Source organism: Streptomyces sp. NPDC001532, assembly GCF_040298625.1.
Taxonomy (GTDB): domain Bacteria; phylum Actinomycetota; class Actinomycetes; order Streptomycetales; family Streptomycetaceae; genus Streptomyces.
The window spans coordinates 169,284-185,617 of the sequence record NZ_JBEPAL010000005.1 but is presented as its reverse complement, the minus strand read 5'-3'; the positions used below and the strand labels follow the sequence as shown (position 1 = coordinate 185,617).

Sequence of the window (16,334 nt, the reverse complement as noted above, 5' to 3'; positions counted from 1 at the left end):
GCGGGTGGCGTCCGCCTGCGATCGGCTGGTGCGAAGGTGACCGGGGGCACATCCGGACACAGCAAGAAGCCGGTCCACCGAGGTGGACCGGCTTAAAGCAGCGAACCGGCAGTGGCCGCGCGCTCAGCTGAGCGTCAGCGCGAGACCTTGCCGGCCTTGATGCACGAGGTGCAAGCGTTCACGCGCTTCGGCGTCCCGCCCACCACGGTACGCACACGCTGGATGTTCGGGTTCCAGCGGCGGGACGTACGGCGGTGCGAGTGCGAGATGTTGTTGCCGAAGCCCGGCCCCTTGCCGCAGACGTCGCAGTTGGCAGCCACGGGTCACTCCAAAGACTTCAGATGCACTTACGGTTAATCCCGGCATGCCGGGATCGAGATCTTAGGCGCTAGGAGCAATCTGAGATCTGAGTGGCGTTGCCAGGGGAACGGCCCGATCAGATCGGGCAACCGGAGCAGCATACAACGGCTGCTCCCGTGGAACGAAACTACCACGGCTGGTCCGGGGCCCGCGCCGGGCCACTTCCGGCGGACACCGGCCCTGGGTCTACGCTGCGTCCAGTCCAGCAGCTCAAGGAGGCGCAGGTGGCGCAGGTGCCGCAGACATTCTTCGATGCTCTCGCGGTGCGCACCTGGTGCGGTCTCGCGCTCCAGGCCCTCGGGCGGGCGCGCGAGGAGATCGACGCGATCAACGTGTACCCGGTGGCGGACGGCGACACCGGCACAAACCTCTACCTGACCGTCGAGTCGGCCGCGGCGGCCGTGGAGGCGGTGTTCGCGGGGCACGAGGTCGGCTCCGGGTCGCGGGGAGTGGCGCGCGAGGCCGCGGCCGACGCCGCCGAGCGGGAGGCCGGTGCCCAGCCCCGGGCCGGCACCGCGCGGGAGGCGGACGAGCCGTCGCTCGCCGAGGCCGTGCGCGCGATGGCGCACGGGGCGCTGATCGGGGCGCGCGGCAACTCCGGGACCATCCTCGCCCAGCTGCTGCGCGGCATGTCCCAGGTGCTGGCCGCCGACGGCGGCACCGCGCACACCGACGGAGCGGGACTGCGGACGGCCCTGCGCCGGGCCGCCGACTCCGCCCGCCAGGCCGTCGCCCACCCCGTGGAGGGGACCGTCCTCACCGTCGCCTCGGCCGCCGCCGACGCCGCCGAGGCCACCGCGAAGGCCGGGGAGTCGGGCGAGGCCGAGAACGACTGCGGGGCCGTCGCGCGGGCCGCCTACGAAGGAGCCCGCACGGCGCTCGCCGCGACCCCCGGACAGCTGGCGGTGCTGGAACGCGCCGGGGTGGTCGACGCCGGTGGGCGCGGGCTGGTGGCGGTGCTGGGCGCGCTGGTGGAGACGTTCACGGGCGAGGCGCCGCGCGGGGTGCCGACGGCGCTGTCCGGGGCGTACGCGCGCGGGGTCGGCGAGGGGCGGCACGGCGCGGGCGCGGTGGCGGGCGAGAGCGGGGCCGAGCGCGAGACGGAGGCCGCGGTCGAGGTCGAAGGCGAGGCGGTCCGTGGGCCGCATACGTGTACGGAGGGGGCGGCGGGACCGGAGGGGGGCGGACCGGCCTTCGAGGTGATCTACCTCCTGGAGGCCGACGACGTCGCCGTGGTCCGGCTGCGGCGGCGGCTGGACGCGCTCGGGGACTCCCTCGTCGTGGTCGGCGGCGACGGGCTGTGGAACGTCCATGTGCACGTGGACGACGCGGGCGCCGCCGTGGAGGCGGGCGTCGAGGCCGGACGGCCGTACCGGATCCGGATCACCCACTTCGGCGCGGGGGACGCGCACACCTCGCGCGGGGAGCGGCCCGCCCAGGAACGGGTGCCCCGCGCGGTGGTCGCCGTCGTGCCCGGCGAGGGCCTGGCCGGGCTGTACACCGACGCGGGCGCGACCACCGTGCTCGCCCGGCCCGGAGAGCCGCCCGCCAGCGGGGAGCTGCTCCAGGCCGTACGCCGGGCGCACGCGCGCGAGGTCGTCCTGCTGCCCAACGACGCCGACCTGCGGCACACCGCGGCGGTGGCGGCCGAGCAGGCCCGCGCGGAGGGCATCCGGGTGGCCCTCATCCCGACCCGGTCCGCGGTCCAGGGCATCGCGGCGCTCGCGGTGCACGAGCCGGAGCGCCGCTTCGACGAGGACGTCGTGTCCATGACCTCGGCGGCCGGAGCGACCCGCTACGCCGAGGTCGCCGTCGCCGAGCACCAGTTCTGGACCATGGCCGGGATCTGCCAGGCCGGTGACGTCCTCGGACTCATCGACGGCGACGTGGCGGTGATCGGCTCGGACGTCACCGCCACCGCCGAGACGGTCCTCGACCGCATGCTCGCGGCCGGCGGGGAGCTGGTCACCATCGTCCTCGGCGACCAGGCCCCGCAGGCCGTCGCCGAGCGGCTGGAGGCCCGGGTGCGCGCGGCCTACCTCGCGGTGGACACGGTCGTCTACCGCGGCGGGCGGCAGGGGTCGCTGGTGCTCATCGGGGTGGAGTGAGTCGACCGGCCGGTCAGCGTTCGCCCTGCTCCCGCACCACCCGCAGCATCTGTTCCGCCTCCGCGCGGCGGGCCCGCGCCGCCTCGTCCTCCTCCCCGGCGTCGCCGTACGCCGCCAGCACCGCACACGCGCGTGCCGCGGCCTCGGCCGAGCGGCCCAGATCGGCCTCCAGCCAGCCGGCGGCCAGCTCGGCGCCGGTGCGGCCGTCCCGCGCGTCGTCGCCCAGGGCGGCGAACACCGCGACGGCCTGGGCCATCTGGGCCAGGGCCGCCTCGAACGCGTCCTGGATCGAGCAGTCCTCGGCGTCCTCCGCGCACGAGCGGGCCAGCAGGTCGCCGAACTGGCGGTGGGTGTGGCCCAGTTCGGCGGCGAGCCGCTGCCGCGCCTCCTCGTCGGGCGCCGTGTCCAGCGCCGCCGCGCACTCCCGCAGCGCCTCCGTCATCAGCTCCCGCGCGCGGTCCGGTCCGCCCTGGCCGCGCAGCGCGAGCCAGGCGCGGGCGCGCAGGGCCCGGACGAGGCCGTGGACGTTCCCCAGCGAGCGCCACAGGCCGCCCGCGCGGTCGTAGGCCCGGTCGGCCTCGGCCGGCAGCTCGGCGTGGCCCAGGGACTCGGCGGCGAGGTGGGCGAGGGTGGCGTGGTCGTGCTGCTCGGGCCAGTGCCGGGCGATCTCGGCGGCCTGGAGACGGCGCTCGGCGGCCTCCTGGTGCTCGCCCAGCTCGCTCAGGCAGTCGCCGAGCCACCACAGGGTCTGCACGACCGCGCCGTCGCCGTGCGTCTCGGCGTTCACGTCGGGCAGCGCCGACTCCAGCACCTCCGCGGCCTCCGCCCACCGGCCGAGCCGCAGCAGGAACCCGCCGAGCAGCTGCCGTGCCCAGGCGCCGAGCGTGCGGCCCTCGCCGGCCTCGTCGGCCCAGTGCGCCGCCTCCAGGGCGTGCTCGGCGGCCTCCTCGGCGGCTCCCCGGCCGCCGACCACCTCGGCGAGCTGGAGGTTGAGCTGTGCCCGCCCCACCGGCTCCAGCTGGTCCCCGCCGTGCTCCAGCGCCGACCGCAGCGCCCGCTCCGCCTCCGCGACATCGCCGAGGTGGTGGGCGAGAGCGGCGAGCCGGGCCTCGTACTCCACGGCGAACCACGGCAGCCCGGCGGCCACGAACTCCCCGGCGGCCCGCGCGAACAGCGCCGCCGCCGTTCGGAGGTCACCGGCCCGGGCCGCCAGCTCCGCCAGCATCGCCCGTGCCTCGGCGGCCCGTGAGGCCAGCCGGACATCGCCGCCGGTGTGCCCGTCCACCAGGGCCAGCACCTCCCGGACGGCCGCCTCGGCCTCGGCCTCGGCCGGAGCGGTGTCGGCGGTGTCGGCCGGAGCGGTGTCGGCCGGACGCGGTGCCGCCCCGGCCGCGGCGGCCTCCTCGGTCTCGACGCCGGACACCGTCCCGGGCGCGTTCCGCTCCTCCGCCTCGTGCACCCGCCGCATCAGGATCCGCGCCCGGCCCATCAGCACGGACGCGGTCTGGCGTATGCCGGTGCCGTCCTCGGCGTACAGCGCGAGGACCAGGTCGTACGGCTCGGCGACCGCGGTCACGGCCCCGTCCACATCGCCCGCGAGGGCACGGACGTACGCCGCACGCGCGCGTGCCGCCAGCGCCTCGCCCGGGTCGCCCGCCTCGGCGTACAGCTCAGCGGCCCGCTCGAACAGGGCGACACCCTCCGGGCCGAGGTCCATGGCCCGGTGGTCGGCGATCTCCGCGCGGTCGCGCGGCGCCAGCTCGACGCCCTCGGCGGCGCGCTCGACGGCCGCCCACGCCTCCACGGCGTGCGGCCGGAGCGAGTCCGACAGGCGCCGGGCCTCGGTCAGCAGGGCCTCCAGGTCCGGCTGCGCGCCGGAGTCCGAGCCGGTGCGGGCGGTGGGCGGCGCGGAGGGCTGGGCGGCCGGGGTGGACGCTGGCGCGGAGGCGTGAGCGGGCGCGGAGGTGTGAGCGGGCGCGGAGGTGTGCGCCGTGTGCGCCGGGCGCGGGGTGCGTACGCCCAGCGGCAGCCGGTCCACGAGCGGCTGCCGGTCCATCCGCGCGCGGGCCTGCTCGCTGACGTGCGCCGTGCCGTTGCGCCGGTCGAACCGCGCCGCCAGCGCCAGCGCCTCCTCGCGCGCGTGCCCGCCCAGTTCGCGTGCCGTCCACGTCCGCCCGGGCGGCCCCGGCACCTGCCGGTCGCCCAGCCCCAGCGCGGTCAGCCGGCCCATCAGCAGTGCCACCACGCTCAGGAACTCCAGCCGGCTGCGCGGCTGCCCGGTGTCCGTGAAGTACGCCGGGCGCTCCGCCAGCAGCTCCAGACCGCGCGCCTCGTTGCCGGTCAGGGCGCAGAACTCGACGTGCTCCGCGTACGCGGAACGCATGCTCTCCATGGACCGCACCAGCCGGAAGCCCCGCAGGTGGTGGGCGCGCGCCTCGTCCAGCCGGCCGAGCCGCACCAGCGGCAGCAGCGAGGAGGCGAGCGCCGCGTGCGGCTCGTGGGCACAGCTGAACTCGCCCTCCAGGACGGGCCGCCAGAACCGCAGCGCCTCCTCGTCCCGGCCCCGCTCCGCCTGCCACCAGCCCTGGCCGTCCAGCTCACAGGCGTGGCAGTCGGCCATGGCGTCCCGGTCGGCGGCCAGCCACGCCGCGAACGCGCGCTCCGCGCGGGGCACGTCCCCGAGGTGCGCGGCCACATGGAACTCGGCGCCGCGCACCGCCCGCTCCGAGTGCCCGGCCAGCCGGTAGCGGTGCTCCATCTCGCCTAGCCACTTCTCGATCGAGGCGAGCGGGATGTGCGGCTGGTCGAGCATGCCGGTCGTCATCCACTTGAAGACCCAGTGCAGCGAATGGGCCTCCTGCTCGTCGAAGTCCCCGGGGCGCTCGTCCCACATGCGCAGCAGCCGCGCGAAGGGGACGAACATCTTGTCCTTCTCGGAGCTGTAGTTGTAGACGGCCAGCTGGTGCCCCAGCGCCTCGATCACGGCGAGCGGGACGTCCAGCCGCTCGGCCGCCGCCAGCAGCTGCTCCGCGCGCGCGTTGCGGGCCGGGCCCTCGGGCCGCGCGGAGTTCTCCGCGATCGCGCGGCGCAGGGCGTCGAAGTCCGTGATGTCGCTCATCAGTGCTCGTCCTCGCGGTGAGTGGCCCATTCCAGGAGGTCGATGAACGCCCGGTTCAGCAACGCCGAGTCGGCGGGCCGCAGCGGGCGCTGCGCCATCAGCAGGGCCTGGCCGTACAGGGACTCCGTGGCCGTGCCGATCAGCTCCGGGTCGGGCAGCGAACTGATCCGCCGGATCAGCGGATTGAGATGGTTCAGCACCAGCCGCGCGCGCGGGGCGCCGCCGCGCAGCGAACCGAGGATGCCCGCCCACAGCTCGTCGGCCTGCTCCTCGGCGTCCGCGCGGGCCTGCTCGTGCCGCGCGTCGCGGTCGTCCAGGTGCAGCGCGGGCACGGACAGCGGATGGAAGGCGCGCAGGACGACATCGCAGCCCAGCGGGTCCAGCGCGGCCCGCGCGGCGGCCAGGAAGCCGGTCAGGGCCAGCTCCTCGGCCGCGTCGACGGTGTCCAGGTGGGCGGTCACGGTGTCCGCGTCCAGCTCGGCGACCACCGAGCCGGGACGGACCGAGGGCAGCGCCTCGACCAGTTCGCTGTCGTACGTGTAGCCGCCGTTGACGACGCCGATGCCCTGCGCGGACGCGATCGGGGCGACCTGCCGGAACTCCTCCACGGTCCGCGTGAAGTGCACCACCGGGTGGCGCTGCGCGAACTCCTCCAGGGACAGCCGCCCGTCGGTCGTCTCGAAGGGCAGCCACGGCAGCATCGTGCGCAGCATCTCCTTGTCGTGCCGCGCCAGGGACTTCACCCCCAGGTGGTGCACCGCCAGGAACGCCGTCAGCCGCTGCGGGTCGCCGGCCGCCAGCCCGGTCAGCCAGGACCGGATCCGCTCTCCCAGCGCCTCCCGTACGGCGGCCAGCGTCTCGTCCTCGTACAGCGCCTCGCGCGAGGCGGTCGGCCGCAGGCTGTCGGTGTCGAGGACGCAGCGCACGAAGAACGCCCAGTCCGGCAGCAGCTGCTCGGCCCGCTCGGTGAGCAGCATGCCCTTCAGATGCACCCGGTGCCGGGCGCGCTGGGCCGGACTGACCGCGCTGGGCAGGACGTACGCCATGCCGCGTATGCCCGCGACCGGCAGGTCCAGCTCGATCGAGTCGAGCGGGGTGAACCCGAACAGCTCGTGGCAGTGCCGGGCCAGGGCCACCCGGCGGGCGGCGGGGGAGTGGTACGGCCGGTCCCAGGGCGCGGGCAGGTCGGTGACCTCTTCCTCGCCCACCCGCACGTCGTACGGCAGCAGCGCGCCGAAGTCCCGGGCCAGCGCGAGGACGCGTTCCTCGGACAGCCACTCCGCGGCACCGGCCCGCGCCACCAGGTGCACGGTGGTGCCCGGCTCGGGCCGCGCCTCGTCCGGCAGCGTCCGCACGGTGTACGAGCCGTCGTCCGACGCCGTCCACTCCACGGGCCGGGCATCCGGCGTACGGGCACTGCGACTGACGACCCGGATCCGCTCGGCGACCACGAAACAGGCCAGCAGGCCTATGCCGAACTGCCCGAGGAAGTCCGAGCGGGCCTCCTGGATGCCCTCGGCGCGCTTGGAGCTGCGGCCGATGGTGGCCAGCAGGCTGTGCACGTCGGACTCGGTGAGCCCGACGCCGGAGTCCTCCACCCGCAGCGTGCCGCCTTCGGCGTGGAGCCGCACCCGGGCGGGCGCGTCGGGCTCCCCGGCCCGTCGGGCGGTGATGGCGTCGACCGCGTTCTGGAGCAGTTCCCGCAGGTAGACCTTGGGACTGGAGTAGAGGTGATGGGAGAGCAGGTCCACCAGACCGCGCAGGTCGACCTGGAACGTGTGAGGCGAGGAAGGAGCCTGGGATGTTTGTGATGACTGTGAGGTCTGCGAGTCCATCGTCACAGCGCCGGTGGGGGGAGGGGCGTCGGCGCGGGGTCGGGCGGCCCCGGTGAGGCGGTGACCGCGAAAGGATGGCCGGAGCGCGTCATCCTAGAGCCCCAGCGAGCCGCCTGACCAGGGGTTTCCCGAGACCGATACGGCACCGGTGCAGGGCGTCGCTACGCATTGTCAGTGCGGTGGTGTGCAATGGATCTCGTGCCCGCACTGGACGAACCTCTGAAGAAGGTGCTCGGCCCCGCCACCGCGAAGGTGATGGCCGAGCACCTCGGCCTGCACACCGTCGGTGACCTCCTGCACCACTACCCGCGCAGATACGAGGAACGGGGCCAGCTCACCCACCTCGCCGACCTGCCCATGGACGAACACGTCACCGTGGTCGCCCAGGTCGCCGACGCCCGTCTGCACACCTTTGCCTCCGCCAAGGCCCCGCGCGGCAAGGGCCAGCGACTGGAGGTGACCATCACCGACGGCAGCGGCCGGCTCCAGCTGGTCTTCTTCGGCAACGGCGTGCACAAACCCCTCAAGGAGCTGCTGCCGGGCACCCACGCGATGTTCTCCGGCCGGGTCTCCGTCTTCAACCGCCGTCTCCAACTCGCCCATCCGGCCTACGAGTTGCTGCGCGGCGACAGCGAGGAGGCGGTGGAGACCTGGGCGGGCGCCCTGATCCCCATCTATCCGGCGACCGCCAAGCTGGAGTCCTGGAAGATCGGCAAGGCGATCCAGACCGTCCTGCCCAGCGCCCAGGAGGCCGCCGACCCCCTCCCGCCCACCCTGCGCGAGGGCCGCGGCCTGCTCCCCCTGCCCGAGGCCCTGCTCAAGATCCACCGCCCGCACACCAAGGCGGACGTCGCCGCCGCCCGCGACCGCCTCAAGTGGGACGAGGCCTTCGTCCTCCAGGTCGCCCTGGCCCGCCGCCGGCACGCCGACGCCCAGCTCGCCGCCGTCGCCCGCAGGCCGAGCCCCGACGGCCTGCTCGCCGCCTTCGACGACCGCCTCCCCTTCACCCTCACCGACGGCCAGCGCAAGGTCTCGAAGGAGATCTTCGACGACCTCGCCACCGAGCACCCGATGCACCGGCTGCTCCAGGGAGAGGTGGGCAGCGGCAAGACGATGGTCGCCCTGCGCGCCATGCTCGCCGTGGTCGACGCCGGCGGGCAGGCCGCGATGCTCGCGCCCACCGAGGTCCTCGCCCAGCAGCACCACCGCTCCATCGTGGAGATGATGGGCGACCTGGCCGAGGGCGGCATGCTCGGCGGGACCGAGCACGCCACCAAGGTCGTGCTGCTCACCGGCTCCATGGGCACCGCCGCCCGCCGGCAGGCGCTGCTCGACCTGGTCACCGGCGAGGCCGGGATCGTGATCGGCACCCACGCGCTGATCGAGGACAAGGTGCAGTTCCACGACCTCGGCCTGGTCGTCGTCGACGAACAACACCGCTTCGGCGTCGAGCAGCGCGACGCCCTGCGCGGCAAGGGCAAGCAGCCGCCGCACCTGCTCGTCATGACCGCCACCCCGATCCCGCGCACGGTCGCGATGACCGTCTTCGGCGATCTGGAGACCTCCGTCCTCGACCAGCTCCCGGCCGGCCGCTCACCGATCGCCAGCCATGTCGTCCCCGTCGCCGACAAGCCGCACTTCCTCTCCCGCGCGTGGGAGCGGGTGCGCGAGGAAGCGGCGGGCGGCCATCAGGCGTACGTCGTCTGTCCCCGCATCGGCGACGAGGCGGTGGAAACGAAGAAGGGCAGGTCCGCCGAGGACGAGGCGGAGAAGCGGCCCCCGCTCGCCGTCCTGGACGTCGCCGACCAGCTTGCCAAGGGCCCCCTCCAGGGCCTGCGGGTCGAGGTCCTGCACGGCAGGATGCACCCCGACGACAAGGACGCGGTCATGCGCCGCTTCGCCGCCGGCGAGACCGACGTCCTGGTCGCCACCACCGTCATCGAGGTCGGCGTCAACGTCCCCAACGCCACCGTGATGGTGATCATGGACGCCGACCGGTTCGGCGTCTCCCAGCTGCACCAGCTGCGCGGCCGCGTCGGCCGCGGCTCGGCGCCCGGCCTGTGCCTGCTGGTCACCGAGATGGCCGAGGCCAGCCCCGCCCGCCAGCGGCTCAACGCGGTGGCGTCCACCCTGGACGGCTTCGAGCTGTCCCGGATCGACCTCGAACAGCGCCGCGAGGGCGATGTCCTCGGCCAGGCCCAGTCCGGCGCCCGCACCAGCCTCAGGGTGCTCGCCGTCATCGAGGACGAGGAGATCATCGCCGAGGCCCGCGAGGAGGCCACCAAGGTGGTCGCCGCCGACCCGGAGCTGAGCGGCCTGCCCGCCCTGCGCATCGCTCTGGACGCCCTGGTGGACGAGGAGAGGGAGCAGTACCTGGAAAAGGGCTGACAGACTGGGAGCGGTCGCCGAGGCGCCCGACCCGAGCCGGGCACACCGGCCGACGCCAGGCACACCGGCGCCGGGCTCACCGGCCGGGCCAGCCCACACCGGCGCGGGGCTCACCGGCCCCGAGCACACCGGCCCGAGCCCACCCATCCGAACCCACCCGTCCGAGCCCGCCCCACCCGAGCACACCGACAAGGACCCAGGACATGACCCGCGTGATCGCCGGCCGCGCCGGTGGACGCCGTCTGGCCGTCCCCCCGGGGACCGGAACCCGCCCCACCTCCGACCGCGCGCGCGAGGGCCTGTTCTCCACCTGGCAGTCCCTGCTCGGCGGCCCGCTGGACGGCGAGCGGGTCCTGGACCTGTACGCCGGTTCCGGCGCGGTCGGCCTGGAGGCCCTGTCGCGGGGCGCCGCTCACACCCTGCTGGTCGAAGCCGACGCCCGGGCCGCCCGCACGGTCCGGGAGAACGTCCGCAGCCTGGGCCTGCCCGGCGCCGAGGTCAGGGCGGGCAAAGCGGAACAGATCATCCGTACCGCACCGCCCGAGGAGCCGTACGACCTCGTCTTCCTGGACCCGCCGTACCGAGTCACAGATCACGATCTTCGCGAGATCCTGCTCACACTCCGCTCGGAGGGGTGGCTCGCGGCGGACGCCCTCGTCACCGTGGAGCGCAGCACCAGAGGCGGTGAGTTCCGGTGGCCGGACGGCTTCGAGCCGCTGAGGGCCCGGCGCTACGGAGAGGGAACGTTTTGGTACGGTCGCGCCGCCTCTACGTGCGAAGACGCACCATGACCGGACCGGAGAGCGAGGGACCTCAAGTGCGCCGTGCCGTCTGTCCCGGGTCGTTCGACCCGATCACCAACGGACACCTCGACATCATTGCCCGCGCCTCCCGTCTCTACGACGAGGTCTATGTCGCGGTGATGATCAACAAGTCCAAGAAGGGCCTGTTCGAGATCGACGAGCGGATCGACCTGATCCGCCAGGTCACCGCCGAGTACGCCAACGTCCGGGTCGAGGCCTTCCACGGTCTCCTCGTCGACTTCTGCAAGCAGCGCGACATCCCCGCCATCGTCAAGGGCCTGCGCGCGGTCAGCGACTTCGACTACGAACTCCAGATGGCCCAGATGAACAACGGCCTCACCGGAGTCGAGACGCTCTTCGTGCCGACCAACCCCACCTACAGCTTCCTGTCGTCCTCGCTGGTCAAGGAGGTCGCGGCCTGGGGCGGCGACGTCTCCCACCTGGTGCCCCCGATGGTCCTCGACGCCCTCACGGAGCGGCTGCGCCAGGACTGACGCACTGACGGGCCGTCACCCGGTGTCCCGCGGCCGCCCCATGGCCGTACAGTCGTCCCGTCCGTCTCCAACACAGCTGTAGAGAGTGGCGAGCACACGGTGGACGTGCAGAAGAAGCTCGACGAGATCGTCGCGGCGGTCTCCAGTGCCCGGTCGATGCCGATGTCGGCCTCGTGCGTGGTCAATCGCGCCGAACTGCTCTCGATGCTGGAAGAGGTGCGCGCGGCGCTGCCCGACTCCCTCGCCCAGGCGCGGGAGCTGATCGGCGACCGCGAGCAGATGGTCGAGCAGGCCCGCCAGGAGGCCGAGCGGATCATCCAGGGCGCGCACGCCGAGCGCGGCTCCCTGATCTCCGACACCGAGGTCGCCCGCCGCTCCCAGGCCGAGGCCGACCGGATCCTCGCCGAGGCCCGCAAGGAGGCCGAGGAGGTCCGCGCCGAGGCCGACGACTACGTCGACTCCAAGCTCGCCAACTTCGAGGTCGTCCTCACCAAGACCCTGGGCTCGGTCGGCCGCGGCCGCGAGAAGCTGCTCGGCACCGGCCCCGGCCTCGACGAGCAGGGCTACGCCGACGAGGACGCCCCCGAGCGCAGCCACGACCCCGAGACCCTGCGCCGCACCGCCGACCAGTACGTCGACGCCAAGCTGGGCGCCTTCGAGGCGGTGCTCGCCAAGACCCTGGAGGCCGTCGGCCGCGGCCGTCAGACGCTGCACGGCCGGATCGCCTCGGACGACCTCGGCGCCCTCGCCGGCGACCTCACCACCGTCCAGCACTCCAGCGACGCCGACTACCTGGCCGACCTCGCCGCGCTGGCCGAGCAGGACGCCCGGACCGAGCAGCCCGCCCGGCAGCAGCAACAGCAGAGGGAGCCGGAGCCGGCGTACGGCTACCAGCAGCAGCCGGACCCCTACGGCGGCTACCAGCAGGGCTACGCCCAGCAGGACCCGTACGGCTACCAGCAGGCCGACCCCTACGCCGCCTCCGGCTTCGCTCCAGCGGGACAGGCGGGTCCTGCGGGAGGCGACGCCTACCAGGGCTACGACCCCCAGCAGGGCGGCTACGACCCGCACCAGATGCCCCAGCAGCCCCAGCAGCCTCCCCAGCCCCCGCAGGCGCCTCAGGCCGCGCAGGGCGGGCACCAGGGATACGCGCTCGACGAGACCAGCCTCTTCGACACGAGCATGATCAGTGCCGAGCAGCTGCGGGCGTACGAGCAGGGCCGGGGCAACGGCTGACCCGCGGATTGGGCCGAGAGCGAAAGGTCCAGTATCCTGGCTCTTCGGTCGCGCCTACGTTCGCGATCAGCGCTGCCCGCAAGCACCGGAGGGCGGCGTCCGAAAGAGCTCAGAAGATCGAAAGCAGGAATGGCCCTGAACGCCCGCCTCGACCACCGCAACCCTCTCGTGTTCGATACGCACGAGCTGGGGCGGCGTCCTGGTGCGCTCCAGCGCCTGACCCGCACGATCGACGCTCCCCGGGACTTCGGTATCCAGGGAGTCATCGGGGTGCCGGAAGGCAAGCCGGTGGAGCTCGAACTCCGCCTCGAGTCGGTCCTCGAAGGGGTGCTCGTCACAGGCACCGCCCGTGCCACGGCCGAGGGGGAGTGCGTAAGGTGTCTGGAGCCGCTGGAGCTGGAGCTCGAAGCGGACTTCCAGGAGATGTTCTCGTACCCTGACGCCGACGACCGGGGCCGTGTGATCGCGGAACCGGGCGACGACGCCGAGGACGACGAGGACAGGCTCTTCCTAGAGGACGGACTCTTCGACCTCGAACCTCTGCTGCGCGATGCGGTGGTGCTCGCACTGCCGATGCAGCCGGTGTGCCAGGAAGACTGCCCGGGCCTGTGCTCCGAGTGTGGGGCGCGGCTGGCGGACGACCCGGACCACCACCATGACGCCGTCGACATCCGTTGGGCGGCATTGCAGGGACTCGCCGGTTCACTCGAAGACGGCGAGAAGGACGAGATGAGCGGCGGCGCGCCTCAGTCAGCACGCGCCGACGAGAAGCAGGAGAAGTAGCCGTGGCTGTTCCGAAGCGGAAGATGTCGCGCAGCAACACGCGCCACCGCCGGTCGCAGTGGAAGGCTGCGGTCCCCACCCTGGTTGCGTGCGAGCGCTGCCACGAGCCCAAGCAGCAGCACATCGCGTGCCCGTCTTGCGGCACCTACAACAAGCGCCAGGTCCTCGAGGTCTGAGCGGCTGGTGAGAGGCACTGTGTCCACGCCGAAGAAGAACTCTGCGGACAACCAGGCCTCGTCCCACACGCTTCTGGAAGGGCGGCTCGGCTACAAGGTCGAGTCCGCCCTTCTGGTGCGAGCGCTGACCCACCGTTCCTACGCGTACGAGAACGGCGGTCTGCCGACGAACGAGCGGCTGGAGTTCCTCGGGGACTCCGTGCTCGGCCTCGTCGTCACGGACACGCTGTACCGCACCCACCCCGACCTGCCCGAAGGCCAGCTGGCCAAGTTGCGGGCCGCGGTGGTCAACTCGCGTGCGCTGGCAGAGGTGGGACGAACGCTGGAGCTCGGCTCCTTCATCCGGCTCGGCCGCGGTGAAGAGGGCACGGGCGGCCGGGACAAGGCGTCCATCCTCGCCGACACCCTGGAAGCGGTGATCGGCGCGGTCTATCTCGACCAGGGCCTGGACTCGGCGGCGGAGCTGGTGCACCGCCTGTTCGACCCGCTGATCGAAAAGTCTTCCAACCTCGGAGCCGGACTGGACTGGAAGACCTCCCTCCAGGAGCTCACCGCGACCGAGGGCCTCGGCGTGCCCGAGTACCTGGTCACGGAGACCGGCCCCGATCACGAGAAGACCTTCACTGCTGCCGCCCGCGTCGGAGGCGTCTCGTACGGCACCGGCACCGGCCGCAGCAAGAAGGAGGCCGAGCAGCAGGCCGCGGAGTCCGCCTGGCGGGCCATCCGCGCCGCGGCGGACGAGCGGGCCAAGACGGCCGCCGCCGTCGAAGCCGCTCCGGTCGCCGACGACAGTGCCGACGCCTCGGCGTCCGCCTGACCCACAGCACGGCACAGCCGAGCGCCCGCCCCGGTCCGCCGGGACGGGCGCTCGGCTCATCCATCGGTATCCACGGGGGTTCCATGCCCGAGTTGCCCGAGGTCGAGGTCGTACGACGCGGCCTGGAGCGGTGGGTCGCCCACCGGACCGTCGCCGACGCGGAGGTGCTGCACCCGCGTGCCGTCCGCCGGCACACCGCGGGCGCCGACGACTTCGCGCACCAGCTCGTGGGACACCGCTTCGGCGTTCCGAGCCGGCGCGGCAAGTACCTGTGGCTGCCGCTGGAGGACACCGACCGGTCCGTGCTGGCCCACCTCGGCATGAGCGGCCAGCTGCTGGTCCAGCCGCGCACCGCGCCCGACGAGAAACACCTGCGCATCCGGGTCCGCTTCGCCGACGCCCTGGGCACCGAGCTGCGCTTCGTCGACCAGCGCACCTTCGGCGGTCTGTCGCTGCACGACACCACCCCCGACGGCCTGCCCGACGTCATCGCGCACATCGCCCGCGACCCTCTCGACCCGCTGTTCGACGAGGAGGCGTTCCACCAGGCGCTGCGCCGCAAGCGCAGCACCATCAAGCGGGCCCTGCTCGACCAGTCGCTGATCAGCGGCGTCGGCAACATCTACGCGGACGAGGCGCTGTGGCGGGCCCGCCTGCACTACGACCGTCCGACCTCGACCTTCACCCGCCCGCGCACCCTGGAACTCCTCGGCCATGTCCGGGACGTGATGAACGCGGCGCTCGCGGTGGGCGGCACCAGCTTCGACAGCCTGTACGTCAACGTCAACGGCGAGTCCGGCTACTTCGACCGCTCCCTCGACGCCTACGGACGCGAGGGGCTGCCCTGCCGCCGCTGCGACACGACGATGCGCCGCCGCCCCTGGATGAACCGCTCCAGCTACTACTGCCCGCGCTGCCAGCGCCCGCCCAAGGTGTCGGCGTAGCCGAGCCGTCGGTCACGGCAGCGGCCGACGGGTCGCGTCGTAGCTCTCGCGGGCGGCGAGGACGTCGTCCATGCGGCCCTCCACGAACTGGATGAGGCCCATCAGGCGCTCGGCGACCTCGCGGCCCAGCGGTGTCAGTTCGTAGTCCACGCGCGGCGGGTTGGTCGGCTGGGCCTCACGGTGCACCAGGCCGTCGCGCTCCAGCGCGTGCAGCGTCTGGGACAGCATCTTCTCGCTGACGCCGTCGACCCGGCGGCGCAGCTCGTTGAAGCGGAACGAACCCTCGTGCAGGGCGCCCAGAGTCAGCGCGCCCCAGCGTCCCGTGACGTGCTCCAGGGTGCCGCGCGAAGGGCAGGCCTTGGAGAACACGTCATAGGGGAGGGTCTGCTCCGGCGAGCGCTCCGAGGTGGTCGTCATGCGTCCAGCTTAGGGGATGACAGCGCAAACTTAGGGGTGGCGCTTTCTGAAAGTTAGTGCTTTGCTCGTGCTGTCCCCGGTCGGCCTGCCGCTGCCCGGCGCCCCTGCCTGCCTTCCAGAAGGAGCACTTTTCGTGACCACCCCTGTTGTCTCCATCGCCTACCACTCGGGTTACGGCCACACGGCCGTCGTCGCCGAGGCGGTCCGCGCCGGAGCCGCCGACGCCGGTGCCGAGGTCCACCTGATCAAGGTGGACGAGATCACCGAGGAGCAGTGGGCGGTCCTCGACCGCTCGGACGCCATCGTCTTCGGCTCCCCGACCTACATGGGCACCGCCTCCGGCGCCTTCCACGTGTTCGCGGAGGCCACCTCCAAGCGCTGGTTCGGCCAGGAGTGGCGGGACAAGCTGGCCGCCGGCTTCACCAACTCCGGCTCCAAGAGCGGCGACAAACTGCACACCCTGCAGTTCTTCCAGACCCTCGCCGCGCAGCACGGCATGCACTGGGTCAACCTCGGCCTGCACCCGGGCTGGAACAGCACCTCCGGCTCCGAGAACGACCTCAACCGCCTCGGCTTCTACGCCGGAGCGGCCGCCCAGACCAACATCGACGAGGGCGCCGACGCCGTCCACAAGGCCGACACGGCGACCGCCGAACACCTGGGCCGCCGGGTCACGGAAACGGCCCGCCTCCTCCTCAGGGGCCGCGCGGCGGCGTGAGACCCGTGGGACGGATGGGGCGTGCGCTGGTGGAGGGCCGAAGAGGTGCGGGGCCGGCTTCCTGACCTGCGCCCTTGCCCTTGTCTACGATCAACGCTGCGACCTGCGACTTGGCTGTCAGCGGTTGTCGGCGTTGA

The 16,334-nt window shown here is 73.1% G+C and carries 14 protein-coding genes; 10 read left to right on the top strand and 4 right to left on the bottom strand.

Annotated elements, in window-relative coordinates:
- Positions 1–134 precede the first annotated feature (134 nt).
- A complete protein-coding gene (rpmB, locus tag ABT232_RS07630; protein WP_003993230.1) occupies positions 135–320 on the bottom strand; it encodes a 50S ribosomal protein L28 in 186 nt (61 codons plus the stop codon).
- A 264-nt stretch (positions 321–584) separates the two neighbouring features.
- Here rpmB and ABT232_RS07625 point away from each other — a divergent pair, with 264 nt between their 5' ends.
- Complete coding sequence (locus ABT232_RS07625) at positions 585–2,468, top strand: DAK2 domain-containing protein (protein WP_351837273.1); 1,884 nt, start codon at positions 585–587, stop codon at positions 2,466–2,468.
- A gap of 13 nt (positions 2,469–2,481) precedes the next feature.
- Here the strand turns inward: ABT232_RS07625 and ABT232_RS07620 are convergent, their stop codons facing one another.
- Positions 2,482–5,586: a tetratricopeptide repeat protein gene (locus ABT232_RS07620; RefSeq protein ID WP_351837270.1), complete on the bottom strand. Its 3,105-nt coding sequence runs from the start codon at positions 5,584–5,586 to the stop codon at positions 2,482–2,484.
- The gene (locus ABT232_RS07615) at positions 5,586–7,421 is read right to left on the bottom strand and encodes an HSP90 family protein (protein ID WP_351837267.1); all 1,836 of its coding nucleotides are present in this window, start codon (positions 7,419–7,421) and stop codon (positions 5,586–5,588) included. Before ABT232_RS07615 ends, ABT232_RS07620 begins: the two co-directional genes overlap by 1 nt.
- Before the next feature lie 189 nt (positions 7,422–7,610).
- Here ABT232_RS07615 and recG point away from each other — a divergent pair, with 189 nt between their 5' ends.
- The 8 genes from recG to mutM all read left to right on the top strand — a co-directional run bounded on the left by recG (position 7,611) and on the right by mutM (position 15,062).
- Entirely contained in the window at positions 7,611–9,809 is a 2,199-nt protein-coding gene (recG, locus tag ABT232_RS07610) for an ATP-dependent DNA helicase RecG (RefSeq protein ID WP_351837265.1), read from the top strand.
- Positions 9,810–10,012: 203 nt separating this feature from the next.
- A complete protein-coding gene (rsmD, locus tag ABT232_RS07605) occupies positions 10,013–10,600 on the top strand; it encodes a 16S rRNA (guanine(966)-N(2))-methyltransferase RsmD (protein WP_351837262.1) in 588 nt (195 codons plus the stop codon).
- 26 nt (positions 10,601–10,626) lie between these two features.
- Positions 10,627–11,106: a pantetheine-phosphate adenylyltransferase gene (gene coaD / locus ABT232_RS07600; protein ID WP_351837439.1), complete on the top strand. Its 480-nt coding sequence runs from the start codon at positions 10,627–10,629 to the stop codon at positions 11,104–11,106.
- 99 nt (positions 11,107–11,205) lie between these two features.
- Positions 11,206–12,342, top strand: coding sequence for an ATP synthase F0 subunit B (locus ABT232_RS07595; RefSeq protein WP_351837259.1), 1,137 nt, complete (start codon positions 11,206–11,208; stop codon positions 12,340–12,342).
- Between the two features lie 129 nt (positions 12,343–12,471).
- Positions 12,472–13,125 carry a YceD family protein gene (locus ABT232_RS07590; protein ID WP_351837257.1) on the top strand — a complete coding sequence of 218 codons (654 nt, stop codon included), beginning with the start codon at positions 12,472–12,474 and terminating at the stop codon, positions 13,123–13,125.
- 2 nt (positions 13,126–13,127) lie between these two features.
- Positions 13,128–13,301, top strand: a complete 174-nt coding sequence (gene rpmF / locus ABT232_RS07585) for a 50S ribosomal protein L32 (RefSeq protein ID WP_003951102.1) — start codon at positions 13,128–13,130, stop codon at positions 13,299–13,301.
- Positions 13,302–13,308: 7 nt separating this feature from the next.
- Positions 13,309–14,118, top strand: a complete 810-nt coding sequence (rnc, locus tag ABT232_RS07580) for a ribonuclease III (protein WP_450871626.1) — start codon at positions 13,309–13,311, stop codon at positions 14,116–14,118.
- 83 nt (positions 14,119–14,201) lie between these two features.
- The gene (gene mutM, locus ABT232_RS07575) at positions 14,202–15,062 is read left to right on the top strand and encodes a bifunctional DNA-formamidopyrimidine glycosylase/DNA-(apurinic or apyrimidinic site) lyase (RefSeq protein ID WP_351837255.1); all 861 of its coding nucleotides are present in this window, start codon (positions 14,202–14,204) and stop codon (positions 15,060–15,062) included.
- A gap of 12 nt (positions 15,063–15,074) precedes the next feature.
- Here mutM and ABT232_RS07570 read toward each other — a convergent pair whose 3' ends face one another.
- On the bottom strand, positions 15,075–15,479 hold the full coding sequence (locus tag ABT232_RS07570) for a winged helix-turn-helix transcriptional regulator (RefSeq protein ID WP_351837252.1): 405 nt from the start codon (positions 15,477–15,479) through the stop codon (positions 15,075–15,077).
- 133 nt (positions 15,480–15,612) lie between these two features.
- Here ABT232_RS07570 and ABT232_RS07565 point away from each other — a divergent pair, with 133 nt between their 5' ends.
- Complete coding sequence (locus ABT232_RS07565) at positions 15,613–16,197, top strand: flavodoxin family protein (RefSeq protein ID WP_351837250.1); 585 nt, start codon at positions 15,613–15,615, stop codon at positions 16,195–16,197.
- The last annotated feature ends 137 nt before the right edge of the window (positions 16,198–16,334 follow it).